1 protein-coding gene (only partly in view) is annotated in these 24,204 nt (G+C 69.5%); it reads left to right on the plus strand.

Going from position 1 to position 24,204, the window contains the following annotated elements; all coding sequences use genetic code 11:
- Positions 1 to 24,204, plus strand: part of the annotated coding region (locus Q664_RS43295; protein WP_043410518.1) for a hybrid non-ribosomal peptide synthetase/type I polyketide synthase (this coding region is incomplete at both ends). Its footprint extends 13,553 nt past the window's final position; 24,204 of its 37,757 annotated nt are in view.

The following is a 24,204-nucleotide window of genomic DNA, read 5'->3' on the forward strand; positions in this document are numbered from 1 at the left end:
GTTGGGCATCCTCAAGGCCGGCGGCGCCTACCTCCCGCTCGATGCCTCCTACCCGGCTCAGCGCCTCGCCTTCATGTTGGAGGACGCTCCTCCACGGCTGCTCCTCACCTCACAGGAACTGCGCTCCCAGCTCCCTGTCTCCGACTCCCTGCCCTGCCTCCTCTGGGAGGAGTTGAGCCTGGAGGGCCTACCCACCTCCTCTCCGGACTCCGGCGTCACCTCCCGCAACCTCGCCTACGTCGACTTCACCTCCGGCTCCACCGGCAGGCCCAAGGGCGTCGCCATCGAGCACCGCTCCGTCCTCCGCCTGCTGCACGGCGCCTCCTACGCACACCTCTCCCCCGAGGAGACCTTCCTCCTCCTCGCTCCCATCTCCTTCGACGCCTCCACTCTCGAAGTCTGGGGACCGCTGGTTCACGGCGCTCGCCTCGTCGTCTTCCCTCCCCAGTCCCCCAGCGACCTGGACCTGCTGACTCAAGTGCTGGAGCGTCACGCCGTCACCACGCTCCACCTCACCTCGGGCCTCTTCACCCAGGCCGTCGACCACAAGCTCGACAGTCTGCGCGGCCTGCGCCAGCTCCTCACTGGCGGTGACGTTGTCTCCGCCCCCCACGTCCGCCGCGTCCTGGAGCAGCTGCGCATCCCCGTGACGGCCTGCTATGGCCCCACCGAGAGCACCCTCTTCACCTCCTGCTTCCGGATGACGCACCCCGAGCAGCCCGGTGACTCCGTTCCCATCGGCACGCCCATCGCCAACACCCAGGTGTACCTGCTCGACGCGCACCTGCGGCCCGTCCCCGTGGGCGTGCCCGGTGAGCTCTACATCGGCGGCGATGGCCTCGCCCGTGGCTACCTCTCCCGTCCGGATCTCACCGCCGAGCGCTTCCTCCCCAACCCCTTCTCCTCCAACCCTGGTGAGCGGCTCTACCGCACCGGCGACCTCGCTCGCTGGCGCCCCGATGGCGTCCTCTCGTTCCTCGGCCGCCTCGACAACCAGGTAAAGATTCGCGGCTACCGCATCGAGCTGGCCGAGGTGGAAGCCGCCCTCCTCTCCCACCCCGAGGTGCGTGAAGCCGTCGCCCTCGTCCGCGAGGACGTGCCCGGCGACAAGCGCCTCGTCGCCTACGTCGTGCCCGCGCTCTCCGATGTGGAATCGCTGCGGACCTTCCTCGCGCAGCGGCTCCCCGAGTTCATGCGGCCCTCCGCCTTCGTCGCCCTGGAGAGCCTCCCGCTCACCTCCAACGCCAAGGTGGATCGCAAGGCCCTGCCCGCTCCCGACGGCTCGCGGCTCCTGCCGTACACGCCTCCCGCGACACACACCGAGGAGCGGCTCGCCACGCTGTGGACCCAGGTGCTGCGTGTCCCCCAGGTAGGCCGTGACGACGACTTCTTCTCTCTCGGCGGCCACTCCCTCCTGGCCACCCAGGTGGTGGCGCGCCTGCACGCCACCTTTGGCGTGGAACTGCCGTTGCGCACTCTCTTCGAGGCCCCCTCCCTGCGGAGCTTCGCGGCGCGCCTCGACGCCGCCGCCCAGAGCCACGACGCCTCACGGCTTCCCCCGCTGGTGCCAGCGCCCCGGAACGGCCCGCTGCCCCTCTCCTTCGCCCAGCAGCGGCTGTGGTTCCTCGATCAGCTCGAGCCCGAGAGCCCTCTCTACAACCTCCCAGCCGCCATCCGGCTCGAGGGCACCCTGGACCTCGGCGCGCTCCGGCATGGCTGCCAGGAGTTGGTGCGCCGCCACGAATCCCTGCGCACCACCTTCCGCTCCGAGGCAGGGCAACCCCTCCAGGTCATCGCCTCCTCCCTCGCCCTTCCCCTGGAGGTGGTGGACCTCTCGAGCCTCCCCTCCGAGCAACGCGAGGCGGAGCTGCTGCGTCTCGTCCAGGAGGACGCTCAGCGCCCGTTCCAGCTCTCCACGGGCCCGCTCCTGCGCACCCACCTGCTGCGGCTCTCCGACAGCGAGCACGTGCTGCTGCTCAACATGCACCACATCATCTCCGATGGCTGGTCCACGGGTGTGTTGGTGCGGGAGCTGGCGGCTCTCTATGAGGCCCATCTCCAGGGCAAACCCTCTCCGCTGCCCGAGTTGCCGGTGCAGTACGCGGACTACGCCGTCTGGCAGCGCCAGTGGCAGAGCCAGGTGCTCGAGCGGCAACTCTCGTACTGGAAGCAGCAGCTCGCCGGGGCGCCGCAAACCCTGGAGTTGCCTACCGACAAGCCTCGGCCCGCCATCCAGTCCGTCCGCGGCGCACAGCTTCCCGTGAAGCTTTCAAAGGAGCTCTCCGAGCGCCTCCTCCAGCTTTGCCAGCGTGAAGGTGTCACGCCCTTCATGGCCCTGCTGGCCACCTTCCAGCTCCTCCTCTCCCGCTACTCCAACCAGGACGACATCTGCGTCGGCTCGCCCATCGCCGGCCGCCGCCACGCGGAGCTCGAGGGCCTCATCGGCTTCTTCGTCAACACCCTCGTCCTGCGTTCCCGCATCGACTCGCGGACCTCCTTCCGCTCGCTGCTCTCCCAGGTCCGCTCCACCACCCTCGATGCTTTCGAGCACCAGGACGTTCCCTTCGAGAAGCTCGTCGAGGAATTGCGGCCTCCGCGCGACTTGAGCCGCACGCCCCTCTTCCAGGTGATGTTCGCCCTCCAGAACGCGCCCATGGGCAACCTGGAGCTCCCGGGCCTCTCCCTGCGTGTCCTTCCTCCTGGCGAGCTCACCTCCAAGTTCGACCTCACCCTCTTCCTCTCCGAGGGCCCGGAGGGCTTCACCGGCACCCTGGAGTACTGCACGGACCTCTTCGAGCGTGACACCGCCGCTCGCATGATGAGCCACCTGCGGGTGCTGCTCACCTCCGTCCTCACCTGGCCCGAAGCCCCCCTCGCCTCCCTGCCGCTGATGACGGACGCCGAGCGTCAACAGGTGCTGGTGGAGTGGAACGCGACGGGGGCCGAGTACCCGCGCGAGGCCTGCGTCCACGAGCTCGTGGAGGCACATGCCCGTGCGAGGCCGGACGCGTTGGCGGTGGCGGACAAGCACCGGAAGCTGACGTACCGGGAGCTGGACGAGCGAGCCAACCAGCTGGCGCACCACCTGCGGACGTTGGGAGTGGGGCCGGAGTCGGTGGGCGTGGTGTGCGTGGAGCGCTCGGTGGACTTCATCGTGGGAGCGCTGGCCATCCTGAAGGCGGGTGGCGCGTACCTGCCGGTGGATGTGGCGTACCCGACGGAGTGGCAGCGCCAGGTGGTGGGAGACAGCGGTGCGAAGGTGGTGCTGTCGCATCGCGCACGGGCGGGCGGTGTGGAGGGAGCCGGGGCGGCGGTGGTGTGTCTGGATGACGAGAGCGTGTTGGAGGCGCAGCCGAAGCACCGGCCGGAGACGGGCGTGTGCGCGGAGAACCTGGCGTACAGCATCTACACGTCTGGCTCGACGGGCAGGCCCAAGGGCGTGGCGGTGTCACACCGGAGCCTCGTCAACCTGGGCAGCTGGTACCAGAGCACGTACGAGGTGAAGCCGGAGGACAGGACGACGCTGGTGGTGGGCCTGTCCTTCGATGTGTCCGTCTGGGAGGTGTGGCTCAACCTCATGGTGGGTGCGAGCGTGCACATGCCAGCGGACGAGGTGCGCGCGGAGCCGCGCCGGCTGCTGCAATGGCTGGAGGAGGAGCAGATCACCGTGTCCTTCATGGCGACGCCCATGGCGGAGGCGGTGCTGGAGGAGAAGTGGTCGGAGGGGGTGGTGCTGCGGTGGCTCTTCACCGGAGGAGACAAGCTGCACCGCCGGCAGCGCCAGGAATTGAAGAAGGTGGCGCTGGTGAATGTGTATGGCCCCGCGGAGAACACGGTGGCCACCACCATCTGCACGGTGGAGCCGGAGGGAGTGGTGGAGGGGTTGCCGCACATCGGGCGGCCGCTGGCGAACGTGCGGGTGTACGTGCTGGACGAGCGGCTGGCGCCGGTGCCGGTGGGCGTGTGGGGAGAGCTGTACATCGGCGGAGAGAGCCTGGGCCGTGGCTATCTGGATCGGCCAGCGCTGACGGCGGAGCGGTTCATCCCCAACCCGTTCGAGCAGAACGGGGCGCGGATGTACCGGACGGGAGACGTGGTGCGGTACTTCCCGGACGGGAACATCGAGTTCCGGGGCCGCAACGACTTCCAGGTGAAGATTCGCGGCTTCCGCATCGAGCTGGGTGAAATCCAATCCGTCCTCGACAAGCACCCGGGCGTGCGTCAGTCCGTGGTGGTGGTGCGGGAGGATGTACCGGGCAATAAGCGGCTGGTGGCGTACTGGGTGGCGCAGGAGGGACAGGAGCCGGAGGATTCCGCGCTGCGCGAGCACCTGAAGCAGAAGCTGCCCGCGCACATGGTGCCCTCGGCCTTCGTGAAGCTGGAGAAGGTGCCGCTCACGCCCAACGGGAAGGTGGACAGAAAGGCCCTGCCCGCGCCCCAGGGCGTTTCCGCCAGCTCGGCCGAGTTCGAGCCCCCGCGCAACGAGCTGGAGGTGCAGCTCGCCGCCCTCTGGTGCGGAGTGCTGGGCGTGCCCCAGGTGGGCATCCACGACGACTTCTTCTCCCTGGGCGGCCACTCCTTGCTGGCCACCCAGCTCATCTCACGCATCCGCGTGGCCTTCGGCGTCGAGCTGCCCCTGCGTGCCATCTTCGAGCGCCCCACGATCGCGGCGCTCGCCGGCCAGCTGGAGGGGGCCCTCGTCCAGAGCCGACCCTCGGCGCCTGCTCTGCTCCCCACGCGTCGAGAGGGCTCGCTGCCTGTCTCCTTCGCGCAGAGGCGGATGTGGATTCTGGATCAGCTCCACCCCCTGCACGCCGACTACAACGTCTTCTTCGCGCTTCGGATGGAGGGCTCTCTGGAGGTGGACGTGCTCCGCCGCGCCCTCTCCGAGGTGGTTCGCCGTCACGAATCCCTGCGCACCGTCTTCCGATCCGGCCTCGATGGCTTGAGCCAGCTCATCCTCCCCGAGTCCTCGCTGCCCCTGAACGAGGTGGATCTCTCCTCTCTGTCCGCGCCAGCGCGCGAGGCGGAGATGCTCCAGCGGGCCGAGCAGGAGTCTCAGCGTCCGTTTGATCTGGCCACCGGCCCGCTCTTCCGGGTGCAGCTGCTGCGGCTCTCCGGCAGCGAGCATGTGCTGCTGCTCAACATGCACCACATCGTCTCGGATGGTTGGTCCATCGGCGTGCTGGTGCGCGAGGTGGCGGCCCTCTACGAGGCGTTCTCCCGCGGCCTCCCGTCTCCCTTCCCCGAGCTTCTCATCCAGTACGCCGACTACGCCTCCTGGCAGCGGCAATGGCTGGAAGGAGAAGTGCTGAACGAGCAGCTTCACTGGTGGCGCCAGCAGCTCGCCGGGGCGCCCAAGGCCCTGGAGTTGCCTACCGACAGGCCTCGCCCCGCCGTGCAGTCCTTCCGCGGCGCACGGGTCCCCGTCCAGCTCTCGAAGGAGCTCTCCGAGCGCCTCCTCCAGCTCTGCCAGCGCGAGGGTGTCACGCCCTTCATGGCCCTGCTGGCCGCCTTCCAGCTCCTGCTCTCCCGCTACTCCCACCAGGATGACGTCTGCGTCGGCTCGCCCATCGCTGGCCGCCGGCATGCCGAGCACGAGGGCCTCATCGGCTTCTTCGTCAACACCCTCGTCCTGCGTGCTCGCTTCGCGGGTACCACCTCCTTCCGCGAGCTGCTGCACCAGGTGCGGGAAACCACCCTCGGCGCCTTCGCCCACCAGGACATTCCCTTCGAGAAGCTCGTCGAGGAGCTCCAGCCCCAGCGTGACCTGAGCCGCTCGCCCCTCTTCCAGGTCATCTTCGCCTTGCAGAACGCGCCCATGCCCGAGATGGCGCTTCCGGGGCTGAAGCTGCGCCCGCTCGAGGTGGAGAACCGCGTCACCAAGTGCGACGCCAGCCTCATCCTCACCCCCTCCGAGAACGGCTTCCACGGCTTCTTCGAGTACGCCACCGACCTCTTCGAGCACTCCACCGTCTCTCGCATGATGGGCCATTTCCAGGCCCTCCTGGAGGCCGCGCTCTCCCAGCCCGGGTCGCTCCTCTCCGAGTTGCCGCTGATCTCCGAGGCCGAGCGCCAGCAGGTGCTCGTCACCTGGAACCAGACGCAGCGGGACTACCCCCGCGACGCCTGCATCCACCACCTCATCCAGCAGCAGGCGGCCCTTCGCCCCGATGCCATCGCCGTCGAGTTCGGCGATCAGCGCCTCTCCTGGCGTGAGCTGGACTCTCGCTCCAACCAGCTCGCCCACCTGCTGCGCTCCCACGGCGTGGGTCCCGACTCCCTCGTCGCGATCCGCCTCGAGCGCTCCCTGGAGCTCATCGTCTCCCTGGTGGGCATCCTCAAGGCCGGCGGCGCCTACCTCCCGCTCGATGCCTCCTACCCGGCCCAGCGCCTGGCCTTCGTGTTGGAGGACGCTCAGCCCCGGCTGCTGCTCACCACACGCGCCCTGCGCTCCCTCCTCAGCCTCCCCGACTCGCTCCCCTGCCTCTTCTGGGACGAGCTGAGTGTGGAGGGGCAGCCCACGTCCGCGCCAGACACGGGCGTCGCCTCGCGCAACCTCGCCTACGTCCACTTCACCTCCAGCTCCATCGGCAGGCCCAAGGGCGTTGCCATCGAGCACCGCTCCGTCGTCCGTCTCTTCCATGGTGCCCGCTTCGCCCACTTCGGGCCCGAGACGAGCTTCCTCCACCACTCCCCCATCTCCTCCGACGCCACCACGCTCGAGATCTGGGGCACCCTCCTCTTCGGCGGCCGCGTCGTCGTCTTCCCGGCCCAATCCCCGAGCGACCTGAACCTGTTGGCGCAGGTGCTGGAGCAGCACGGCGTCTCCACGCTCTACCTGTCCGCGGACCTGCTCGCCCTCGCCGTCGACCACAAGCTCGACGGCCTGCGGGGTCTGCGCCAGCTCCTCACCGGGGGTGACGCCGTCTCCGCCCCCCACGCGCGCCGCGTGCTCGAGCAGCTGCGCATCCCGCTCTCCAACAGCTACGGCCCCACCGAGGGCACCGTCATCGCCTCCTGCCTCCCGCTCTCTCTGCCCGAGCAGGTCGGCGCCTCCGTCTCCATCGGCTCCCCCATCGCCAACACCCAGGTGTACCTGCTGGACGCCTCCTTCCAGCCCGTGCCTCCCGGCGTCCCTGGTGAGCTCTTCATCGGTGGCGAGGGCCTCGCGCGCGGCTACACCTCCAGGCCGGAGCTCACCGCCGAGCGCTTCCTCCCCAACCCCTTCTCCTCCGCTCCGGGTGAGCGCCTCTACCGCACCGGTGACCTCGCCCGCTGGCTCGCTGACGGCACCCTCGAGTTCCTCGGTCACGTCGACGCCCAGGTGAGTCTGCGCGGCTACCGCATCGAGCTGCCCGAGGTGGAGTCCGCCCTCCTCTCCCATCCCGAGGTGCGCGAAGCCGTCGCCGTGGTCCGCGAGGACTCTCCCGGCGACAAGCGCCTCGTCGCCTACGTCACCAGCGACTCCCAGCAACTCGACACCTCGGCCCTGCGCTCCTTCCTCAAGCAGCGCCTGCCCGACGTCATGCTGCCCTCGGCGCTCGTCCGCCTCGAGGCCCTCCCTCTCACCTCCAGCGCCAAGGTCGATCGCAAGGCGCTTCCTCCTCCCGACGTCTCCTCCACCGGCCGCACCAGCCATTTCGTGGAGCCCACCACGCCCCTGGAGCGCCAGCTCGTCTCCATCTTGTCCCGCGAGCTGGGCATCGATGACGTGGGTGTGGATGACCACTTCTTCGAGAAGCTCGGCGGCACCTCCCTGTCCGTCATCAAGATCGCGACCCGGATGCGCGAGGAGTTGGGGCGTGAAGTGCCGGTGACGTTGCTCTTCGAGCACCCCACCGTCAGCGACCTGGCCCGGCGCCTGGACTCGGGCACCCCACAGGCTCCAGCGTCCCGAGAGCAACAGGAGACCCAGGCAGCCGAGCGCTCGGGCCCGGAGGACATCGCCATCATCGGCATGTCTGGCCGCTTCCCGGGGGCTCGCTCCGTCGACGAGCTCTGGCGGAACCTGCGCCAGGGCGTCGAGTCCATCTCCCGCTTCTCTCCCGAGGAGTTGGAGCCGATCTCCGACCTGCCCGAGGGCATCTTCCAGTGGCAACACCCCCAGTTCGTCCCCGCGGGTGGCGTGCTGGCCGACGCCGACAAGTTCGACCCCGGCTTCTTCGACATCTCCCTGCGCGAAGCGCAGTGGATGGATCCTCAGCAACGCCTCTTCCTTCAGACCGCCTGGAGCGCTCTGGAGGACGCGGGTGTCGATCCGGATCGCACCCAGGGCCGCATCTCGCTGTACGCGGGTGCCTCGGACTCCGGCTACTCGCAGTTGGTGCGGAAGAACGTGCCGCTGAATCCCGCCGCCTTCTTCGAAGCGGGCACCAACGCCACGCACCAGGGCATGGCCACCAAGGCCTCCTACAAGCTGCGCCTCACCGGCGAGAGCCTCATGGTCTACACGGCCTGCTCCACGGGCCTGGTGGCCGTGCACATGGCTTGTGAGAGCCTGCGCCAGCGTCAGTCCGACGTGGCCCTCGCCGGCGCCACCAACCTCGCCCTCCCGCAGAAGACGGGCTACGTCTACCAGGAGGGGATGATCCTCTCTCCGGACGGCCACTGCCGCGCCTTCGATGCCCGTGCCCAGGGAACCGTCGCGGGCAACGGTGTCGCCGCCGTCGTGCTCAAGCGCCTGTCCGATGCCCAGCGCGATGGCGACTCCATCTACGCCGTCATCAAGGGCTCGGCCATCAACAACGATGGCCACCTGAAGTCCGGCTACACCGCCCCCAGCGTCCAGGGTCAGTCCTCCGTCATCCAGGAGGCCCTGGAGCATGCCCGCCTGCGTCCCGAGGACATCGGCTACGTCGAGGCCCATGGCACCGGCACGCCGCTGGGGGATCCGCTCGAAATCGCCGCCCTCCAGCGCGCCTACGGCCTGGGCTCCGGGCACAAGGGCACCATTCCCCTCGGCTCGGTGAAGACGAACATCGGCCACCTGGACACCGTGGCGGGATTGGCGGGTCTCATCAAGGCGGCGCTGGTGTTGCGCCATGAGGAGATTCCCCCCAGCCTCAACTTCGAGCGTCCCAACCCCTCCATCGACTTCGACGCGGGGCCCTTCGTCGTCAACACGGCCCTCCGGGAGTGGAAGCGCGGCCCGGTGCCTCGGCGCGCGGCGGTCAGCTCCTTTGGCATTGGCGGCACCAATGCCCACGCCATCCTCGAGGAGGCTCCCGAGCAGCGCAGCGAGCCCAGCCTCCGGCCTCATCAGGTGGTGCTGCTGTCGGCGCGCACGCCCGCGGCACTGGAGGCACTGGGTGAGCGGCTCGCGGCCCACGTGGAGGCACACCCGCGCCTGTCGCTGGCGGACGTGGCCTTCACGCACACCCTGGGCCGCAGGGGCTTCGAGCACCGCAGGGCCGTGGTGGCAAAGGACGCCGCCGACCTCGTGCAGCGCCTGCGCAAGCCCGGTGCGGCCGTGGAGCTGGACGACGTGGAGTCGGGCCGCCGCCTGCGTGTGGCCTTCCTCTTCCCGGGCCAGGGCGCACAGCAGGTCGCCATGGGCCGCGAGCTGTACCAGGCCGAGCCCGACTTCCGCGCTCACGTGGACATGTGCCTCGGGTTGCTGGAGATGCCTCTGCGTGAGGAGGTGCGCTCGCTTCTCATGCCCGAGCCGGGCCAGGAGGCCGCCGCCAAGGAGCTTCTGTCCAGCACCCGCGTGGCCCTGCCCGCGCTCTTCACCGTCGAGTACTCCCTGGCCAAGACGTGGATGGGCTGGGGGGTGACGCCTCACGCCTTCCTGGGCCACAGCTACGGCGAGTACGTGGCCGCCTGCCTCGCGGGTGTCTTCTCCCTGGCCGACGCGCTGAAGCTGGCCGTGGCGCGCGGCCGGCTGATGGAAGGCATGGCTCCGGGCGCCATGCTCGCGGTGGGCTTGTCCGAGGCGGAGGTGCGTCCGCTGCTCTCCGGCCGTCTCTCCCTGGCCGCCCTCAACGCTCCGGGCCGCTGCGTCGTCTCCGGCCCCATTGCCGAGGTGGAGCTCCTGACGGAGGAGCTCAAGCGCCGCGACGTGGGCACGCTGCGGCTGCCGGCGCCCCATGCCTTCCACTCCGCCGACGTCGAGCCCTTCATGCCCGAGCTGGTGCGGGTGGTGACCTCGCTGAGCCGCTCGGCTCCCAAGGCGAAGCTCGTCTCCAGCCTCACCGGTACCTGGGCCACCGCCGAGGAGATGACCGACCCGGCCTACTGGGCCCGGCAGATGCGCCAGCCCGTGCGCTTCGCCTCGAGCATCGAGGCCCTCCTCGGCGAGGGCTGCGGCCTGCTGCTGGAAGTGGGCCCGGGGCAGGACCTCACCGCCCTGGTCCGCGCCAACGTGGACACCAAGAGCGGCAAGGTGAAGGCGCTCCCCTCCCTGCGCCGCCAGGGCAGCTCCGCCTCGGAGCACGCCGTGTTCCTGCAGGCCCTGGGTGACGCATGGGCCCATGGCCTCCCCCTGGACTGGAAGGCCTTCTACGCCCGCGAGCGGCGCCTGCGTCTCTCCCTCCCCACCTACCCCTTCCAGGAGAAGCGTTGCTGGGTGGAGGCGGTGCCTGGTCTGGCTCCCACCCTGCCCGCCATGGCGCTCCCGGGCGCACATCCCACCACGGCCGCCACTCCGGCCCTCGCGCGCCTGGACCCGGCCCCCGCGGCCGCTCCCGTGGCCGCTCCGCCTCCTGGGCGTGAGGACATGCCTCGCGGCGACATCGAGGAGCGCGTGGCCGCCCTCTGGCGTGCCCGCCTCGGCCTGGAATACGTCGGCCGCGACGAGAGCTTCCTCGAGCTGGGCGGCAACTCGCTGCTGGCCGCGCAGATGCTCACCCAGATGCGCGACACCTTCGGGGTGAATCTCCCCCTCGCGGATCTCTTCGACAGCCCCACCGTCGCCGGCATCGCCTCCCGCATCGAGGCCCTGCTCCAGTCCGCGCCGAAGCAGCAGCAGACCCAACAGAAGACCCTGAAGCTGGTGCCCCTCACGCGCGACGGCGAGCTGAAGCTCTCCTACGTGCAGGAGCGCACCTGGCGCCTGGAGCAGTTCCTCCCGGGCCTGTCCGCCTACAGCATCCCCTTCGTCCTCCGCCTCGAGGGGGCCCTGGACGCGCGGCTGCTCGAGCGCGCCATCCAGGAGGTCGTCCAGCGCCACGAGGCGCTGCGCACCACGTATGACACCGTCGATGGCCGCCCCGTGCAGCGCTTCCATGCGAAGGTGCACGTGCCCCTCGAGGTGCTGGTGCTCGACGGCACTCCCGAGGAGCGCGAGGCCGAGGCCATGCGCCTGGCTCGCGAGGACGCCGCACGGCCCTTCGATCTGGTGAAGGGGCCCGTGCTGCGCACCACGCTGCTGCGGCTGCGCGAGGACGTCCACATCCTGGTGGGCGGCATCCACCACATCGTCAGCGATACGCTCTCCATCACCCTCTTCGTCCACGAGATGGCCGCGCTCTACGTGGCCATGCGCGAGGGGAAGCCCTCGCCGCTGCCGGCCCTGCCCGTGCAGTACGCGGACTTCGGCCACTGGCAGCGCCGCAGCGTCAGCGAGAACCTCCTGGCCGAGCAGCAGCAGTGGTGGCGCCAGCAGCTCGCCGGCATGCCGCCGCGGCTGAACCTGCCCACGGACAGACCCCGGCCCGCGACCTGCCCGCTCACCTCGGAACGCATGTCCGCGGACTTCCCTCCCGCGCTCGCCAACGAGCTGGTGGCCTTCGGCCGCCGCGAGGGCTTCACCTCCTTCGTCATCCTGCTGGCCGCCTGGCAGGCCCTGCTGCACCGCTACAGCGGACAGACGGACATCGTCGTCGGCACCCCCATCGCCAACCGCACCCAGCCCGAGTTGCAGACGCTCATCGGCTACGTGGCCCACTCCGTGGCGCTGCGCACGGACGTGGGGGGTGATCCCACCTTCCGCGAGCTGCTCGGCCGCGTGCGCGAGGTACTGCTGGGCGCGCAGAACCACCCGGACGTCCCCTTCGAGCAACTCATCGAGGAGATGTTCCCCCAGCACGACATCGGCCGCGGCCGCATCACGGACAGCATCTTCGTGCTCCACAGCAATCCGGCCGGCGACTCGCAGCAACTGCCCGGCCTGCGCGCCAGCTTGATCGACGTGCCGGACGCGCCCGTGCAGTGGGGCGCGACGCTGTCGGAGCTGACCCTGGTGTTCCGCGAGGTGCCCGGCCAGCTGCACTGCGCGCTGGAGTACGCCACCGAGCTCTTCGACGCGTCCACCGCGCGCCGTTTCCTGGAGCACCTGCGGGTGCTGCTGACCGCGGGCATGGCCCGGCCGGACGAGCGCATCTCCCGCCTGCCCCTGCTCACCGGCGAGGAGCGGAAGCAGTGGATTCAGCCCCGGCCCGCGCCCACCTCGCCCTCCGTGCCCGAGTTGCTGGCCCGGCGCGCGGAGAGCACTCCCGCCGCCGTGGCCGTCGCTCGGGAAGGACAGACGTGGACCCTGGGTGAGCTGATGACCCGGGCCCGGAGTCTGGCCGCCCGCCTGCACGCCCTGGGTGTGAAGCGCGGTGAGCCCGTCGTCGTCTGCCTCGAGCCCTCTCCCGAGAAGCTGCTGGCCCTCTGGGGCGTGTTGGAGGCCGGTGCCTCCGTCATGACCCTGGGCCCCTCCGAGCTCGGAAGCCTGCCCCAGTACGCCCCCGAAGGGGCGAGCGCGCCCGTGCTGCTCACCTGGCGTGGGCTCGTCACCGCCCAGAAGTTGGAGCCCTCGCGCGTCCTGTACGTGGAGTCCCTCGAGGACGCCTCGGCCGCTGCCGGGGCGAAGGACCCCGTGCGTCCGGAGGACCCGGCCTGGCTCCTGCCGGTTGGCCCCTCGCAACCGGCCTGGGTGCTCTCCCAGGGTGGCCTGCTGCACCTCTTCGAGACCCTGGACGCGCGGCTGAAGCCGTCCGAGGGGAGCACCTGGCTGGCCGCCGCGGAGAACGCGGTGGAGCGGCCGGAGATGGAGTGGTTGTGGGCGATCTCGCGTGGCCTGCGCGTCCTCTTCCCCTCCCAGGAAGTGTCCACGAGCCTCTTGCACCTGCGCGGCGAGGGCATCCGCTCGCGCGCGGTGGACTTGAGCCTCATGTACTTCGCCAATGACGAAGACTCCATGCGGGGCTCCAAGTACGAGCTGCTGATGGAGGGGACGAAGTTCGCCGACGCCAATGGCTTCTCCGCCGTCTGGACGCCCGAGCGCCACTTCCACGCCTTTGGCGGCATCTATCCCCAGCCCGCCGTCCTCTCGGCGGCCGTGGCGGGCGCGACGCGCAACCTGCGCCTGCGCGCTGGCAGCGTGGTGCTGCCCCTGCATGACCCGCTGCTGGTCGCCGAGCAGTGGTCCGTGGTGGACAACCTCTCCCACGGGCGCATCGACGTGTCCGTGGCCACGGGCTGGCACGTCCAGGACTTCTCGTTCGCTCCGCACAACTACGAGAACCGCCGCACCGTCCTCCTGGAGAACCTGAAGACGCTGCGAGCCGTCTGGCGCGGCGAGAAGCTCAAGCGCAAGGGCGGCGGTGGAGTGGAAGTGGAAGTGGGCCTGCGCCCGATTCCCGTGCAGCGCGAGCTGCCCATCTGGCTCACCGCCACCTCCAACCCGGAGACGTTCCGCCTGGCCGGTGAGCTGGGAGCGGGAGTGCTCACCGCCATGATGGCCCACAGCTTCGACGAGCTGAAGGCCAAGGTGGGCCTCTACCGCGAGGCCTGGCGCCGCAACGGCCACCCGGGCCGCGGCCACATCACCGTCATGCTCCACACCTTCATCGGTGACGATGACCGCGAGGTGTTGGAGACGGTGCACAAGCCGCTGCTGGGCTATTTCCGCAGCTCGGTGGACATCATCGCCTCGCTGGCGGCGCTGCAGGGCTTCAAGGGCGACATCGCCAAGGTGCCCGAGGCCGACGTGCAGGCCATTCTCGAGCGCGGCTTCGAGCATTACGCCTACCAGGCGGGCCTCATCGGCTCGGTGGACAGCGGCGTGAAGCGCCTGGAGGTGGTGCGCCAGGCGGACGTGGACGAGGTGGCGTGCCTCATCGACTTCGGCCTGGACAACCAGACGGTGCTCCAGGGATTGCGCAAGCTGGCGGAGGTGCGCCAGCGCAGCGAGGAGCTCGCCGCCGGCCGCCAGCAGCAGGTGCTGGTGGAGGGCCGACAGGGCATCGACGCGCTGGTGGAGCTGGCGCGGAGCTCGGGCGAGGTGCTGATGCACGCCTCGGCGCGGCTGGCCCGCTCGTTGTCGGAACTGCCCGAGGCACGGCGGGCCCTGGAGCCGGTGAAGACCCTGGTGTTGGAGGAGACTTCCGCCGAGCTCGCCCGCGCGCTGCGTGAGGCGGCCGGGGTGCCGGTGCTGCGAAGGGGCGCGGTGGCGGACGGCTCGCTGGTGCCGCGCACACCGGAGGAGGAGCTGCCCTCGGAAGTGCAGCGCTGGGTGCTGGACGAGTCCGGCCAGCCGGTGCCGCTCGGAGTCGTGGGCGAGCTGGCGCTCTGGGGCGCCGGTCTGCCGCAGAGCCTGTGGCGCACCTCCCGTGAGGACCAGCAGCGGTGGGTCCCCCATCCGATGGACTCCTCCGCGCGCCTCTACCGCACCGGCCGTTATGTCCGCATGCGCACGGACGGTGGCCTGGAGCCCATGAGCGCGCCCGTGGTCCGTGCGAAGCGCCCCGCCGCCGAGACGGAGCGCCCCGCCAATGCCGTGGTGCCGGTGGCCGCTGGGGGGACGTCCGCGCCCCCGCCCATTCCTCGCGCGCCGAGGAACAAGCCCCTGCCGCTCTCCTTCGCCCAGCAGCGGCTGTGGTACCTGCAGCAGATCGAGCCGCTGGGCGTGGCGTACAACAACGGCGTCACGTACCGCCTGAGTGGCTCGCTGGACGTCGCCGCCCTCAAGGCCGCCCTGGAGGAGGTGGTGAACCGCCACGAGGTGCTGCGGACCACCTACGCCCTCGGCGAGCAGGAAGCCGTCCAGATCATCCACCCGGAGTTCGAGCTGTCCATGCCCCTGGTGGAGCTGAACGCCTCGACGCCCGAGGAGCGGGAAGCCGAGGCGCTCCGGTTGTGCGGCGAGCACCTGATGCTGCCCTTCGATCTGGAGAAGGGCCCGGTGCTGCACGCGCTGCTCGTGCGGGTGGGGCCGGAGGAGCACATCCTCAACCTGGTCTTCCACCACATCGTCTCGGACGCCTGGTCCTCCCTGGTGCTGGCCAAGGAGCTGGTGCCGCTCTACACCGCCTACTGCGCCGGCCAGCCGTCGCCGCTGCCGCCCATGAAGCTGCAATACGCCGACTTCGCGGTGTGGCAGCGCCAGTGGCTGGAAGGCGGGGTGATGGAGAGGGAGCTCGGCTGGTGGAAGCAGCGGCTCACGGGCGTTCCGCCCCTGGAGCTGCCCACCGACAAGCCCCGTCCGGCCGTCCAGACCCACAAGGGAGCCCTGCACCACTTCCTGCTGCCTCGAGAAATCTCCGAGCCGGCGCTGGCCCTGGGGCGGCGTGAAGGCGCGACGTCCTTCATGGTGATCATGGCGCTCTTCCAGACGCTGCTGCACCGTTACAGCGGCCAGGAGGACTTCGCCGTGGGTCTGCCCACGGCCGGCCGTCACTACCCGGGGACGGAGGAGCTCATCGGCTGCTTCGTCAACACGCTCGCGGTGCGGGCCCCGCTGGGCGGAGCTCCGTCCTTCCGGGAGTTGTTGACGCGCGTGCGCCGGGCGTCGCTGGAGACCCTGGCCCACCAGGAGCTCCCGTTCGAGCGTCTGGTGGACGCGCTCCAGGTGCGCAGGGAGCCCAGCCGCTCGCCTGTGTTCCAGGTGGTGCTCAACGTCATCAACGTCCCCACGCCGCAGGCCGAGATGGCCGACTTGCGGCTGAGCGGCGTGAAGATCAACGCGGATACGACGAAGTTCGATCTGTCGCTCGAAGTGCTGGAGCGGAGCGACGGGCTGCACTGCACCTTCGAGTACTCGACGGATCTGTTCGAGCCGTCCACCGCGGCGCGCATGGCCGATCACCTGGCCGTGCTGGCGCGGCAGGTGGTGGAGTCTCCAGAGAAGCCGCTGGCGCAGCTGACGCTGCTGACCGAGGCCGAGCGCCAGCAGGTGCTCGTGGACTTCAACGCCACCTCCTCGCCCTTCCCCACCGACGTCTGCATCCACCACCTCTTCGAGAAGCAGGTGGCCCTGCGTCCAGACGCCATCGCCGTCGAGTTCGGCGAGCAGCGTCTCTCCTGGCGTGAGCTGGACTCGCGCTCCAACCAGCTCGCCCACCTGCTGCGCTCTCATGGCGTGGGGCCTGACTCCCTCGTCGCCCTCTGCCTCGAGCGCTCCCTGGAGCTCATCGTCTCCCTGTTGGGCATCCTCAAGGCCGGCGGCGCCTACCTCCCGCTCGATGCCTCCTACCCCGCCCAGCGCCTGGCCTTCATGTTGGAGGACGCTCCTCCAAGGCTGCTGCTCACTTCACAGGCACTGCGCTCCCAGCTCCCCGTCTCCGAGGCGTTGCCCTGCCTCCTCTGGGAGGAGCTGAGCCTGGAGGGCCTGCCCACGTCCTCTCCGGACTCCGGCGTCTCCTCCCACAACCTCGTCTACGTCGACTTCACCTCCGGCTCCACCGGCAGGCCCAAGGGCGTCGCCATCGAGCACCGCTCCGTCCTGCGCCTCCTGCACGGCGCCTCCTACGCACACCTCTCCCCCGAGGAGACCTTCCTCCTCCTCGCTCCCATCTCCTTCGACGCCTCCACTCTCGAAGTCTGGGGACCGCTGGTTCACGGCGCTCGCCTCGTCGTCTTCCCTCCCCAGTCCCCCAGCGACCTGGACCTGCTGACTCAAGTGCTGGAGCGTCACGCCGTCACCACGCTCCACCTCACCTCGGGCCTCTTCACCCAGGCCGTCGACCACAAGCTCGACAGTCTGCGCGGCCTGCGCCAGCTCCTCACTGGCGGCGATGTCGTCTCCGCCCCCCACGTCCGCCGCGTCCTGGAGCAGCTGCGCATTCCCGTCACGGCCTGCTACGGCCCCACCGAGAGCACCCTCTTCACCTCCTGCTTCCGGATGACTCGTCCCGAGCAGCCCGGTGACTCCGTGCCCATCGGTACGCCCATCGCCAACACCCAGGTGTACCTGCTCGACGCGCACCAGCAGCCCGTGCCCGTGGGCGTGCCCGGTGAGCTCTACATCGGCGGCGATGGCCTCGCCCGTGGCTACCTCTCCCGTCCGGACCTCACCGCCGAGCGCTTCCGCCCCAATCCCTTCTCCTCCAACCCTGGTGAGCGGCTCTACCGCACCGGCGACCTGGCTCGCTGGCGTCCCGATGGCGTCCTCACGTTCCTCGGCCGCATCGACAACCAGGTGAAGATTCGCGGCTACCGCATTGAGCTGGCCGAGGTGGAAGCCGCCCTCCTCTCCCTTCCCGAGGTGCGTGAGGCCGTTGCCCTCGTCCGCGAGGACGTGCCCGGCGACAAGCGCCTCGTCGCCTACGTCGTGCCTCCTCCGGGACAGCCTCTCCCCGATGTGGACTCGCTGCGGGCCGCCCTCTCTCAGCGGCTCCCCGAGTTCATGCGGCCCTCCGCCTTCGTCGCCCTGGAGAGCCTCCCGCTCACCTCCAACGCCAAGGTGGATCGCAAGGCGCTTCCCGCGCCCAAGGGCACCAACCTCCAGTCGGCGACGGCCTATGCCGCTCCCCGCAGCGAGCTGGAGCAGCGCCTGGCTGACATCTGGACCCAGGTGCTCAACGTCGAGCGCGCCGGCATCCACGACAACTTCTTCGCGCTGGGAGGCGACTCCATCCTCAGCCTCCAGGTGATCGCACGCGCGCGCCGGGCTGGGATTGCCCTCTCCGCTCGCCAGTTCTTCCAGCACCAGACCATCGCCGAGCTGGCCCGCATCGCCGGAGACTCCTCGGGCTCACTGGACGAGCAGGGTCCCGTCACCGGCGAGGTGCAGCTCACCCCCATTCAGCACTACTTCCTCCAGCTCGACACCGCCCACGCCCACCACTTCAACCAGGCCCTGCTCCTCGAGGCGCGTCAGTCCCTGGACGCGTCGCTCCTCGAGAAGGCGCTCGGCCAGGTGGTGGTCCACCACGATGCGCTCCGCGCACGCTTCACGCGCGTCGAGGGGCGCTGGCAGCAGCATTTCGCTGGCACCGAAGCCGCTCCCACCCTCCTCCAGGTGGACCTCTCCGGCCTTCCCGCGGCCTCTCAGCCGGCTGCCCTCGAAGCCGAGGCCTCTCGCCTCCAGGCCAGCTTCGATCTCTCCAGGCCGCCCTTCCTCGCCGCCGCGCTCTTCGACCTCGGTGGCGCCCAGCGCCTCTTCCTCTGCGCCCACCACCTCGTGATCGACGCCGTGTCCTGGCGCATCCTCGTCGAGGACCTCGAGGCTTCCTACCTCCAGTTCCTCCAGGGTCAGCAGGTCACGCTTCCCCCCAAGTCCACCTCCATCCAGACGTGGGCGCGCCGCCTCTCCGAGTACGCCTCCTCCGAGGCGCTCGCCGCCGAGGCGCCCCTCTGGCTGGATGAGGCGCGCTCCCTCATCCAGCCCCTCCCCATGGACTCGTCCGGGGAGAACACCTACGCCTCCGCCGCCTCCGTCTCCGTCTCGCTCGAGGCCGACGAGACCCGCCTCCTGCTCCAGGAGGTGCCCGCCAGCTGGCGCGCGCACATCAATGACGTCCTCCTCACCGCGCTCGTCCAATCCTTCTCGGAGTGGACGGGCCAGCCGCGCCTCCTCGTGACGCTCGAGGGCCACGGCCGCGAGGACCTCTTCGCGGATGTGGACCTCTCCCGCACCATCGGCTGGTTCACCTCCCTCACGCCCCTGCTGCTTTCCATTCCCGAGGGCGGCTCTCCGGGAGACTGCCTGCGCTCCGTTCGCGACTGCCTGCGCCAGCTGCCCCACCACGGCATTGGCGCCGGCATCCTCCAGTGGATGGGACCCGAGGCGCTTTCCCAGAAGCTGCGGGCACTCCCCGCTCCGCAGGTCGCTTTCAACTACCTCGGCCAGTTGGATGGCTCCGCCGCCGCGAGCACCCTCTTCTCCCTCTCCAGCGAGCCCACCGGCCCCTTCGTCGCACCCGCTTCTCGCCGCATGCATCCCCTGGAGGTGAGTGGCTCCGTCCTCGAGGGACGCCTCCAGCTCTCCTTCACCTACAGCACCCACCTGCATCACGCGTCGACGATCCAGGGCCTCGCCCAGCGCTTCCTCGCGCGCCTGCGAGCCCTCATCTCCCTGCGTCACTCCGACGACGCTCGCCGCTTCACGCCCTCCGACTTCCCCCTCGCGCGCCTCACCCAGGGGACCCTCGATTCGCTCCTCGCACGCCACTCCACGTCACCCGAGGACCTCTATCCCCTCACGCCCCTGCAGCAGGGCATGCTCTTCCACGCCCTCCTGACACCGGAGGCGGACGTCTACTTCTCGCAGCTCTCCTGGAGCATCGACGGCTCCTTCAACCTGGAGGCTTTCCTCCAGGCCTGGCAGGCCGCGCTCGAGCACAACACCATCCTCCGCACCGCCTTCCTGTGGGAGGGGCTCGACACTCCCCTGCAGCTCGTCCACTCGCGCGCCACCATCCCCTTCCAGCAGCATGACTGGCGGCACCTCTCCGCGGACGAGCAGAAGACGCGCCTCGACGCCTTCCTCCTCGAGGACAAGCGCAAGGGCTTCGACCTGGCTCGCGCCCCGCTCATGCGCCTGACGGCCATCCGCCTCCAGGACAACACCTGGCGCGTCCTCTGGAGCTACCACCACCTCCTCCTGGATGGTTGGAGCATCGGCCCCCTCATGCAGGACGTCTTCGCCGCCTACGACGTCCTCAGCTCCGGCAAGCCGCTTCAGCTCCCCGCCCGGCCTCCCTTCCGCGACTACATCTCCTGGCTGCAGCGCCACGACCCCGCCTCCGAGGAGTCCTTCTGGCGCTCCATGCTCGCGGGCTTCGCCTCCCCCACGCCGCTTCCGGCCGACACCCACGCTTCACCTGACAAGGGCCAGACTCCGGCCCCGGTCACCCTCGAGCGGAGCCTCGACGCCGAGACCACCGCATCCCTCATCTCCTTCACGCGTCAGCACCAGCTCACCCTCAACACCCTCGCCCAGGCGGCCTGGGCGCTCGTCCTCTCGCACTACAGCTCCGAGAAGGATGTCCTCTTCGGCTTCACCGTCTCTGGCAGGCCCCCCGAGCTCCCGGGCGTCGAGACCATGGTGGGCCTCTTCATCAACACCCTCCCTGTCCGCGTCCGCATCCCCGCGCCGTCCGCTCCCCTCCTGCCGTGGCTCCAGCAGCTCCGCGCACAGCAGCTCGAGTTGCAGCAACACGAGCACGCTTCGCTCGTCTCCATTCAGGCAGTGAGCGGATTGCCTCGCGCGACGCCTCTCTTCGAGTCCCTCCTCGTCGTCGAGAACTACCCGCTGGACGAGTCCCTCCAGCGCCAGGCTTCCTCTCTGAACATCCGTGATCTGCTCGCGCCCAGCGGGCAGACCAACTTCCCCCTCACCCTCACCGTCATCCCAGGCGCTCGCATTCAGCTCAGCGCGGCGTACGACTCGACCCGCTTCGACTCCGCCCTGCTCCACCAGGCCCTGACACGCTGGTGCGAGCTCCTGGTGGGACTGACCCTCCGGCATGACGCCTGCCTGAGCGATCTGCCCCTCGGCACTTCAGAGAAGCACCCGCAGGTGCTGACCGACGCCGAGCGTCACCAGCTTCTCGTGGACTGGAACTCCACCGCCCGCGAGCTGCCCCAGCATCCGCTCGTCCACCGTCTCTTCGAGGCCCAGGTGCGCCGCACGCCGCACGCCCTCGCCCTCCAGTCCTCCAGCGCCCAGCTCACCTACTCGGAGCTCAACTCCCGCGCCAACCAGCTCGCCCGCCTCCTTCTCTCCCTTGGCGTCGGCCCGGATGTCCTCGTCGCGCTCCACCTCGAGCGCTCCACGGACTTCGTCACCGCCCTGCTCGCCACCATCAAGGCCGGCGCGGCCTGGCTCCCCCTCGATCCGTCCCTCCCCAACGAGCGCCTCTCCTTCATCGTCTCCGACGCTCGTCCCGCGCTTCTCCTCACCCACTCCTCCCTGGACGTGGGGATTCGCTCCTTCCGGATGGAGGCCCTTTCCGAGCAGCTCTCGTCCTTCTCCGATGCGGACCTCGAGGTGACTCCGGACGGCGACAACCTCGCCTACGCCATCTACACCTCGGGCTCCACCGGCCGCCCGAAGGGCACCCTCCTGCGCCACCGCGGCCTCTGCAACACCATCCTGGAAACCATCGACGACATGGAGCTCGGGCCAGACTCTCGCGTCCTGCCCTACGCCTCCATCGGCTTCGATGCCTCCATCGTGGAGATGCTGCCCCCTCTCCTCTCGGGTGGTCAGCTCTTCCTCGCCACGCGCGACCAGCTCCCGCCCGGCCTGCCCTTGCAGCAATTCCTGCGCGAGCACGCCATCAACGCCGGCACCTTCACGCCCTCCCTCCTCTCCCTCCTCGATCCCCAGGTCCTCGAGTCCCTCCACACCATCGTCGCCGCCGGCGAGGCCCTGCCCGCGGAGCTCGTGGCCCGCTGGAAGCCCGGGCGCCGCTTCCTCAACGTCTACGGCCCCACCGAGGTCTCCATCGCCTCCACCGTCGCCTACGACGTGGAGCCTCGCCGCGTCTCCATCGGCCGCCCCTTGCACAACATCCAGGCCTACGTGCTCGATGAGCACCAGCGGCTGCTCCCCGTCGGCCTCGCCGGCGAGCTGTACCTGGGTGGTGTCGGCCTGGCGCGCGGCTACCTCGGCCGTCCCGAGCTCACCGCAGAGAAGTTCATCCCCCACCCCTTCTCCTCTTCTCCGGGCGAGCGCCTCTACCGCACCGGTGACAAGGCGCGCTGGCTGCCGGGTGGACAGCTCGAGTTCCTCGGCCGCCTCGACTCCCAGGTGAAGCTGCGCGGCTTCCGCATCGAGCTGGGCGAGATCGAATCCGCGCTGCGCGCCCACCCGTCCGTCCGTCAGGCCGTTGTGGTGCTGCGCCAGGACTCGGGGGACAAACGCCTCGTCGCCTACCTCGTTCCCAACGAGGGCCTCTCCGTGGACCCCGGCACCCTGCGCGACGTTCTCAAGCGCTCGCTGCCCGAGTACATGGTGCCCTCCGCCTTCGTCTCCCTCCAGGCCCTGCCCCTGTCTTCCAGCGGCAAGGTGGACACCAAGGCGCTTCCCGCTCCCGACATCTCCTCGCTTTCGACGACGGACTATGTCGCCCCTCGCGGCGAGCTGGAGCAGCGCCTGGCCGACATCTGGGCCCAGGTTCTCCGCCTCGAGCGTGTCGGCGTCCACGACAGCTTCTTCGAGCTGGGTGGCCACTCCCTGCTCGCCACTCAAGTCGTCTCTCGCATCCGCTCCACCTTCCAGGTGGAGCTGCCTTTGCGCGCCCTCTTCGAGGCTTCCACCATCGCCGCCCTCGCGGCTCACCTGGGCTCCGCCCTCCAGTCCGGCGCCTCGCTCCAGGCTCCTCCGCTCGAGCCGGCAAATACATCAGGCCCGCTGCCCCTCTCCTTCGCTCAGCAGCGCCTGTGGTTCCTCGACCAGCTCCAGCCAGGCTCTTCCTCCTACAACATGCCCTCCGTCCTGCGCCTGGAGGGCGCCCTGGACGAGGTTGCGTTGCAGAACGCCTTCACCGAGCTGGTCCGCCGTCACCACGCCCTGCGCACCACCTTCAGCTCCGAGGCCGGCCGGCCCGTCCAGCTCATCGCGCCTACGGCTTCCCAGCCCCTGTCCCTCGTGGACCTCTCCTCCCTGCCGCCTTCCGAGCGCCAGGAGGAAGCCCGCCGCCTGGCCTTCCACTCCGTCATGCGGCCCTTTGATCTGGCCCATGGCCCGCTCCTGCACGCCTCGCTCTTCAAGCTCGAGGAGCGGCTGCACATCCTCGCCCTTTCCATGCACCACATCGTCTCCGACGGGTGGTCCATGGGCATCCTCGTGCGCGAGATGGTCGCCCTCTATCAGGCCTTCTCCTCGGGCCAGCCCTCTCCTCTGCCCGAGCTGCCCCTGCAATACGCTGACTACGCCGTCTGGCAGCGTCAGTGGCTGCAGGGTGCTGCCCTCGAGCAGCAGCTCTCCTTCTGGCGCCAGCAGCTCTCCGGTGCTCCCGCCGCTCTCGAGCTGCCCACCGACAAGCCTCGGCCCTCCGTCCAGAGCAACCGCGGCGTCCTCATGGAGGTTCACCTCCCGAAGGCGCTCTCCGAGTCGCTCAAGGCCTTCTGCCAGCGTGAGGGGGTTACTCCCTTCATGGCCCTGCTGGCCTCCTTCCAGGTGTTGCTCTCGCGCTACTCCGGCCAGGACGACATCTCCGTCGGCTCTCCCATCGCCGGCCGCCGCCACTCGGAGCTCGAGGGCCTCATCGGCTTCTTCGTCAACACCCTCGTCCTTCGTGCCCGCCTCTCTGGCGTCTCCTCCTTCCGTGAGCTGCTGCACCAGGTGAGGGAAACCACCCTCGGTGCCTTCGCTCACCAGGACATCCCCTTCGAGAAGCTCGTCGAGGAACTCCGTCCTCCTCGCGACTTGAGCCGTTCTCCCCTCTTCCAGGTGATGTTCGCCCTGCAGAACGCTCCTCACTCGGACATCGAGCTGCCAGGTCTCTCCCTGCGCCCGTTGATGCCGAACGAGGTCTCCTCCAAGTTCGACCTCACCCTTTCCCTCCTCGACAGCCCCGAGGGCTTCACCGGCACTCTCGAGTACTGCTCCGACCTCTTCGAGCACGACACCGTCAGCCGCATGGCGAGCCACCTGGGCGTGTTGCTCGAGTCGCTCATCTCGCGCCCCGAGGCTCCTCTCTCTTCCCTGTCGCTGCTGACCGGCACCGAGCGCCAGCAGGTGTTGGTGGAGTGGAACCAGACGCGCACCGACTACCCGCGCCACAGTTCCATCCACGGCCACTTCGAGACCCAGGCTCGCCTCACTCCCGACGCCATCGCGGTGCAGGAAGGCGAGCAACGCCTCACGTACCGTGAGCTGGACGAGCGCGCCAACCAGCTCGCCTGGCACCTGCGCTCCCTGGGCGTTGGTACCGAGGTCATGGTCGGCCTGTTTCTCGAGCGCTCCACCGACATGGTGGTCGCCATGCTCGCCACCCTCAAGGCTGGCGGTGTCTACCTGCCTCTCGACGCCTCCTACCCCTCCGAGCGTCTGTCCTTCATGCTTGAGGACTCCTCCGCTCGCGTCCTCGTCACCCTCCAGTC

This window comes from Archangium violaceum Cb vi76 (assembly GCF_000733295.1).
Lineage (GTDB): Bacteria > Myxococcota > Myxococcia > Myxococcales > Myxococcaceae > Archangium > Archangium violaceum.